The following is a 7,264-nucleotide window of genomic DNA, read 5'->3' as shown; positions in this document are numbered from 1 at the left end:
GAGCCGCTCGGTGTGCTCGTGCAGGCTGGCGAAATCGGACAGCCGTCCGGCCAAACGGTCCTGCACGCCGGTCGGGGCCGGAGCCGCGGGGTCGGGGGCGCCGGGGGCCGGGGCCGCGCCGGTGCCGTCCTCGGGGCGGCGGTCCGTGCCCTCGGGCCGTCCGGCGGACGGCTGGCCGGCGGCGGCCGGGGCCGGGCCGTGGAAGCCCGGCGGATCGAGGACGGAGAGCCCGCTGGTGCCGCCGGGCTCGACCGGCTCGGAGGACGCCGACGGTGGGGGGGACTCGGTCATGCCGCCACTCCTGACGCGGTGGTACGTGTCACGCGGATCATGCGGAACCCCCCGGGAACGGCCGTTCTGGAGCGAGCACGGCCAAAGGGGCGCGTTTCGCCTCGATTCGCTACTACTCGTCATTGATCGACAGCAATGCCACCACTTCTACACAGGCCATTCGGGGCATGTCCAGAGTCAGGACAAGGCTGGTGACCGGTTCCGGGCCTGGTGGGGCCGGTCGGGGGGCGCGTTCTGCTCCGCGCACGCCGGTCGGTCGCGCCACGGTCCGGCGGGGCGCGACGGCTCCGCCCGGCGGGCATGGAGCGGCCGGTGAACGGGCAGAACCGAGGGGACGGTTCCGGCGGCCGTCCGGATCGTATGCCTTTACCGCCGGCCGGCCGGGCCGGCCGGAAGCGACTCACTCGTACGGTGGAACCAACCGCGCCCGGGCGGCGTCCATCCGGTCGCATACGGGATTCTCGTTCCAAGGGCTGTTCTATTCCGCGGCCCTTTCACATCGTGCTCCACCGCGTGCTCCAGGCCCGCGCCGCAGTTCGCACCGCCGTCCGCACCGCCGCTCGCCCTGCCCGCCGTTCGGCCCCGGCCCGGCTCCCGGTCCGTTCCCTCCGTCCGGTTCGCAGGCAGTCCGGCGTCCCCGGCCGGTGGCGGCGGCCGGCCCGGCGGCCGCGGGTCGGAGCCTTCGAGCGGTCACGGAAAGGAACGGGTGCCAATGCGTGACAACCCACTGCGCGACGACCCGAGGAACCGGTCGGCGGCCCGGGCGGCCCGGCTGGCCGGGGCCCTGTCGGCAGCCACCGAACACCGCTGGCCCGTGGTCCCCGGAACCGTCCTGCTCGCCGGCGGAGCCTGCTCCTGCGGCGACCCGGACTGCCCGGTGCCGGGGGCCCATCCGCACGACCCGACCCTGCTGGCGGCCACCACCGATGCCCGGATGGTGCGTTGGTGGTGGGAGCAGCGCTGCCCCGACGCGCCGGTGCTGGTCGCGACCGGCCGGACGGTCTCCGCGGTCAGCCTGCCGGCGGCGGCCGGGGCCCGCGCGCTCGCCTACCTGGCCGCGCTCCGGCTGCGGCTCGGTCCGGTGCTGGCGATGCCCGGTCGCTACGCGATGCTGGTCGCCCCCTACTCGCTCGACGCGCTCGGCGAGATGCTCGTTCAACTCCCTTGGGTGCCGGGATCGTTGCGCTACCACGGGAGTGGCGGATTCCTGCCGCTGCCGCCCGGTGGCGGGGCCGGCGACCGGGTGCGCTGGGTGCTGCCGCCCCGTCAGGGCGCCGACGGCGGCGTCTGGCTGCCCCAGGTCGGTCCACTGCTGGGCGAGTTGGTGGACGCGGCGGTCCAGCTGGACAGCGGCCGCTCGGCCTACTGACGGCGCGGCCGGGCCGCTGCCCGCGCGGTGCGACCGGGGCGTCCGGCGTATCGATCGGGCACGGCCGACCCGCGTTGGCGTGGGATGTTCGGAAAAACAAAAGATCCGGCCGCTGGCGACGGGGGATGCACCAGCGACCGGACTCTTTAGACAGTAACAAGGATCCGCGCCCGCGCCAATTTCCAAGACGCCGTCGCAGCCCGGAAATTGCGGGTTACGGGCGACAATGTGACGCGTATCACGTCGGACGGGCGGGCGGCCGCCTTCCTTGCGACCCGCCTTTAGTTCAGGGTGACCTGACGGTTCACCAGGTTCGCGCGGGCCCGCCGCTCGTCCGCGGTCAGCGGAGCCGGGTCGGCCAGCGTCGCCGCGAGGAGCTCGGCGAACTCGGCGGCCGGCTTCTCGCAGTCGGCCGCGGTCATGTCGACCGGCAGGTCCCAGACCGGCACCGTCAGGCCGTGCGCCCGGAACGAGCCGACCAGACGGGTGTCCGGGCCGAGCGAGGACTTCTCGGCGGCGGTCAGCCGGGCCAGCGCGTCCAGCAGCTGCTCCTCCGGCACGGTCATCACCCAGCGCAGGTGGTTCTTGTCCGGGGTGCCGCACCAGTAGGCCGAGTCGAGGCCGGCCAGCTTCTCGGTCGGGATCGCCGAGGCGTTGGCGCGCTCCAGCGAGGCGGCCACCTCACCGGTCGCGGTCTCGGCGTCCTCCAGCCAGAACTCGAAGCCGGTGTGCACGGCCGGCTCGAAGGCGGCGGCGGGGTCCAGCAGGTCCTGCAGGCGGCGGCCGCCCGGCACGGTCCGGCGGGCCGGCACCGGCGAGCCCGGCTCGGCGGCCAGGGCCAGCTCCAGGGCGTCGCCGAGGTCGCGGCTCAGGTCGCCGGAGGAGGACTGGGTCTGCAGGCCCAGCAGGATCGAGCCGTCCTGGCGGCGCAGCGCGGGCCAGGCCAGCGGCAGCACGGTGGCCAGGGTGACCGACGGGACCTCGCCGTTGGCGCTCTCGGCGACCCCGGCGGCCAGCGTCAGCGGCACGGTGGCGGCGGGCACCAGCTCGCGCAGCGCCACCCAGTCCGCCTCGCCGGCCAGGCCCTCGAACGGGCGGTGCACGAGCTCCTGGACCGCGTGCGAGGCCTCGCGGCCGTGGCAGGCCTTGTAGCGGCGGCCCGAGCCGCAGGGGCAGTCCTCGCGGGCCCCGACCACGGGGATGTCGCCCGTGACGGCGGGGGTGGACTGGCTGCGCTGCGGCGCCTTCTTGGCGGCCTTCTTGCCCATGGTGCGGCTCTCCCGGGAACGGTGGTGTTGTGCTCCGGGCAGCCTACTGACGTTCTCCCGGAGTGTGGCGCGCACCGGGGCGCGGGCACGGCCCGCCGCCGGGCTGCGGCCGACCGGCTGCCGGGCGCACGGCCGGGCGCGCGGCGGGCGTCCGCGCGGTCCGGTGCCGTCCGGTGTCGTCCGTCGGCCTCAGGCCTCCCGGTGTCCGCCGGCCGTCCGCCGGGCGTGCCGGGCCCGGGCCGGCAGGGCCGCCCACACCGTCACCTCGCCCGGGGCGTCGCGCACGCCCCAGTCGCTCGCCAACTGGTCCACGATGCTCAGCCCGCGGCCGCCGTGCGAGGTCAGCGAGGGGCTGGACGGCGACGGCCGGGTCGGCGACCCGCCGTCGGTCACCTCCAGGGTGAGCACCCCGTCGGCGTGCATCTGCCAGCGGACCAGTACGCCGCCGGCGTCCTCGTCGGGCTCGCCCGGGGCGGCGGCGGGAGCCGCCGGGCCGACGGCCCGGGACGGTCCGCCGACCAGCAGCGGTTCGGCCGCCTCGGCGCGGGCACCCCGGCCGAGGGCCGGCAGCGGCCCGAGCGGCCGGGCGTAGCGACAGGCGTTGCTCAAAAGCTCGGAAAGGATCAGAACAGCATCATCAATGACCGGTTGCGGTATCTCCCGGTCTCCCAGATCTCGACGCAGTCGGCGCCGTGCGACCCCGACACTCGATGGGCCGTGCGGCACTGCCATGGTCGATGAAGTCGGCACTTCACGCGCCACCATCAACGCCACCCCCGGACCTCCTTCAGCGTATGCCGAGGGATGGATGCCCCTTGGCAATACGTCGGAAACGACCGCGCGGCGATCCTGCGCGGTCATTTCAGGCCGGTGTACCGAGGGTGCGCGACAAGTGATTCCGTGCTCACCCTCAGTCGTGAAACTGTATGAATTGCGGCAGAAATCGTTGCCGAAAGGTTTGAGTCCCTACCAAGACGGTCAGCTTGTCACGGTGGTTGAACGGTTCACCACGGCTTCACGGGATGCCCGTGCGACACGGCACGACACAGCACGGACCAACATGGCACGACGCGGCCCGACAAGGAACGGCTCGGCAACGAACGGCTCGGCACACACGGCGCGGAACGGCACCGCACGCCGCGGGGCCGCGTGCCGTCACCGGCCGAGCTGGGCCAGGACCTCCGCCGGGCGGTTGGTGATGATCGCCGACACCCCGAGCTCCAGGCACAGCTCGACGTCGGCCGGCTCGTCGACCGTCCACACGTGCACCTGGTGGCCCAGCTCGACCAGCCTGGTCACCAGCCCCGGCCGGGCCCGCACCAGGTCCATGCCCGGTCCGGCGATCCGCGCCCCGCCCGGCAGCGGCGCACCGGGGCGCAGCCGCCCGCGCAGCACCAGGCCGCGCTCGAACAGGAACACCCTCGGGTACTGCGGCGCCGCGGCCGCCACCCGGGCCAGCGCGACGGAGGAGAAGCTCATGATCCGGGCGTTGACGCCGTGGCCCGCGCCGGTCTCCGCCGGATCGGCGCCCCGGCGCCCGGACGCGCCGCCGATGCCGAACCGGTCCAGCATCCGCAGCAGCTCGGACTCCACCCGGCCGCGGAACCGCACCGGGTGCTTGGTCTCGATCGCGAGGTCCACCGGCCGCCCGGAGTCCACGGCCAGCTCCAGCAGGCTCTCCAGCCGCAGCACGCCGCGCAGCTCCGGGTCCTCGCTGGGCCTGCCGGTCTTCCAGGCGCCGAAGTCGTGCGCCTCCAGCTCGGCGAGCGTCATCGCGGAGACCGTGCCCCGGCCGTCCGAGACCCGGCCGATCCGCCGGTCGTGCACACAGACCAGCTGTCCGTCGGCGGTCACCCGGACGTCGCACTCCAGTGCGTCGGCGCCCTCGGAGAGCGCCCTGCGGTAGGCGGCGAGGGTGTGTTCGGGCAGGGCGTGCGAGGAACCGCGGTGGGCGATCACCTGGACGGGCCGGGTGGTGCGGGCCGTCACGGGCGAGACATCAGGGCTGGTCACGCCCTCCACGATAGGCGGCGGAAGTGACGCCGGGGCGACGCCGGCCCCAACCCGGAGGGCCGACTTCGTCACTCCCTCGCGCGGTCGGGGTCGTTCCGGACGGTGCGGTGGCCGGTACTGCGGCCGGTACTGCGGCCGGTGCCGCGGGCGGTGCGCCGCCGATCCGGCGCCGGTGCGCCGCCGGTCCACGGCCGGTGCTCCGCAGACGTTCCGAGCGGCGTTCCACCGGTGTTCCGTGGGCGTTCCGCCGGAATTCCACGGGCATTCCGCGGGCATTCCGGCGGCCCCTCGTCCCGGAGGCCCCGGGCCGTCCGGATCAGCGCGCGTCGGCGGCGGCCCGGCCCCGGGTGAACGGGGTGAGCGCCCAGGTCGCCAGCGCGGGCACCAGGAAGCCGAACAGCGAGGCCGAGGTCCACTCCTGCGGGGTGAAGTGCAGCAGCTCCTGCGCGGACGTCCAGAAGTCCGTCCACCAGCCGGCCACCGCGGTCGGCGCGATCAGCTGGTAGACCGCGAAGCCCAGCGCCCACGGCAGCAGCATCAGCCAGCGGGACGGCGCCCCGTCCGAGAGGTCCCAGCCGCGCCGCCCGGCGCCGAGGAAGTAGTCGACCGCCAGCACCGCGAACATCGGCACGAAGACCGAGCCGATCAGCCCCAGGAAGGCGTAGTACGAGTCGGTGAACGCGGTGATCTGCAGCGCGAGCACGGTGATCAGCGCGCCGGTGCCGCCCGTGAGCAGCCGGCGGTCGACCTTCGGCAGCAGGTTGTGGATCGACATCGCGGTCGAGTAGACGTTCGCGAAGGACTGGTCGGTCTCGCGCAGCACCAGCACCAGCAGGAACAGCCAGCCCGCCCAGACGCCGAGGAAGGAGTCGAAGATCCGCTCGGGGTCGCCGTCCGCCTGCAGCAGCGCCATCAGGCCGAGCACGTAGCACCAGACCTGCGCCACCGTGTAGCCGGAGAAGCTGCCCCAGAACGCCGAGCGCGGGGTGCGCGAGTGCCGGGTGTAGTCGGCGGCGAGCGGGACGAAGGAGATGGACACCGCGATCATCGCGTCCGTCGCCCGCAGGAAGCCGTGCCAGTTGCCCGCACCCGGGTCGGCGACGCCGTTGCGGCCGAGCTGGACGGTGAAGTACACCATCGCGACCGCCACCGCGACGGCGACGAAGCGACGCAGTACGGCGATCGCGCCCAGCGGCCAGATGGTCAGCGCGGTGGTGATCGCGCCGGCCAGCACGACGAAGAGCCAGCGGTAGCCCTCGGTGCCGACGACGGTCTGCGCGCCGAGCGCGATCGTCAGCAGCTCGTACACGCCCCAGCCGATGCACTGGACGATGTTGAGCACCGTCGGCACGTAGGACAGCCGGGTGCCGAACAGTCCGCGCAGGGTCGCCATGGCGGGCGCGCCGGTGCGGGCGCCGATCAGCGCGGCGACCCCGAGCATCGCGGTGCCGACCACGGTGCCGGCCACGATCGCGGTCACGGCGGCGGCCAGCGACAGCTCGCTGCCCTTGGCGCCGAGCACGGTCGCGGCGGTGGTGAAGCCGATCAGCGAGACGCCGAGGTTCATCCAGAGCGCGAAGTGGTCGCGGAAGCGGAGGGTGCGGGGCGGCTCGGTGTCGAGCACCAGCGGCGCCTCGACCCGGGCCGGGGGCTCCAGGACGGCGGTGGCCGAGGACGGGGACGACGAGGACGTCGAGGCAGGCGGCATGGCCGATATCTCCCTACGCCGGCATTACCCGGACAGGTTCCGGCGGTCTGCGCCCCCTCGACGGTCCGTCCACGGATCCCGTGGCGTACGGTCGACCGGCGCACTCTCAGCCTGGTGGGTCCAAGCTCCCGCGTGTCAGTTCGGAGCGACAGGCTAGCGGGCACGGGGAGGAACGCCAAGGCCAGGGGGTCGGGCGGGCGGCGCTCGGGGCGTCCGTCTGGTCGGGCTAAGGATTCTTATGAGTTCTTCAGAAGGCTCCTTACGGCAATCGAATCGAGTGTGCGAAAAACTATGGTTGTTGGTCCTGTCAGCGATGGAGGTCGTCCGTGAGCACCGAGCGCGAGGTTGGGTCCACCGGGCCGCAGGGGGAGCAGCCCTCCGGCGGCCAGGGGGTGGTGGGTTCCCCTGCTGACGGTCCGGCGCAGCAGAATGCGGCCGGCCCGTCCCCCGCGGCGGAGCAGTCGACTCCGGCCGCCGAGGGGGGTTCCGGCGGGTTCACGCCCACCGTGGCGTTCGGCAAGCTGACCGCCCCCGAGCCGGCGGCCCCGCCGGCCCCGGTGCCGGCGCCCGCCGCACCCGCCGCACCCCTGGCCGTCGAGCCCGGCTACCTGGACG

The 7,264-nt window shown here is 74.0% G+C and carries 5 protein-coding genes, 2 pseudogenes and 1 riboswitch; of the genes and pseudogenes, 2 read left to right on the top strand and 5 right to left on the bottom strand.

The features are described 5' to 3' along the window. A pseudogene (locus BI06_RS50460) lies at positions 1 to 291 on the bottom strand (hypothetical protein); the annotation flags it as partial. A gap of 712 nt (positions 292 to 1,003) precedes the next feature. Between BI06_RS50460 and BI06_RS08810 the strand changes: the two are divergent. Then, positions 1,004 to 1,660: a bifunctional DNA primase/polymerase gene (locus BI06_RS08810; protein WP_030392539.1), complete on the top strand. Its 657-nt coding sequence runs from the start codon at positions 1,004 to 1,006 to the stop codon at positions 1,658 to 1,660. Positions 1,661 to 1,941: 281 nt separating this feature from the next. On the opposite strand, the gene BI06_RS08805 is transcribed toward BI06_RS08810, so the two are convergent. From BI06_RS08805 to BI06_RS08790, 4 genes are all read right to left on the bottom strand, one after another. Beyond that, positions 1,942 to 2,928: a DUF5926 family protein gene (locus BI06_RS08805; protein WP_030392540.1), complete on the bottom strand. Its 987-nt coding sequence runs from the start codon at positions 2,926 to 2,928 to the stop codon at positions 1,942 to 1,944. Between the two features lie 189 nt (positions 2,929 to 3,117). Beyond that, a complete protein-coding gene (locus BI06_RS08800; RefSeq protein ID WP_323182153.1) occupies positions 3,118 to 3,537 on the bottom strand; it encodes a hypothetical protein in 420 nt (139 codons plus the stop codon). A 546-nt stretch (positions 3,538 to 4,083) separates the two neighbouring features. Then, positions 4,084 to 4,941, bottom strand: a complete 858-nt coding sequence (locus BI06_RS08795) for a glycerophosphodiester phosphodiesterase family protein (RefSeq protein ID WP_233290075.1) — start codon at positions 4,939 to 4,941, stop codon at positions 4,084 to 4,086. Positions 4,942 to 5,257: 316 nt separating this feature from the next. Next, entirely contained in the window at positions 5,258 to 6,649 is a 1,392-nt protein-coding gene (locus tag BI06_RS08790) for a cytosine permease (RefSeq protein ID WP_051740527.1), read from the bottom strand. Then, a riboswitch (TPP riboswitch) is annotated at positions 6,642 to 6,791 on the bottom strand. Its footprint overlaps the gene before it by 8 nt. Positions 6,792 to 6,975: 184 nt before the next feature. Between BI06_RS08790 and BI06_RS08785 the strand changes: the two are divergent. Further along, a pseudogene (locus BI06_RS08785) lies at positions 6,976 to 7,264 on the top strand (hypothetical protein); the annotation flags it as partial.

It is taken from the genome of Kitasatospora sp. MBT66 (genome assembly GCF_000710405.2).
Classification (GTDB): Bacteria; Actinomycetota; Actinomycetes; order Streptomycetales; family Streptomycetaceae; genus Kitasatospora; species Kitasatospora purpeofusca.
The sequence above is the reverse complement of the archived record's forward strand: the minus strand, read 5'-3'. Positions and strand labels throughout refer to the sequence as shown.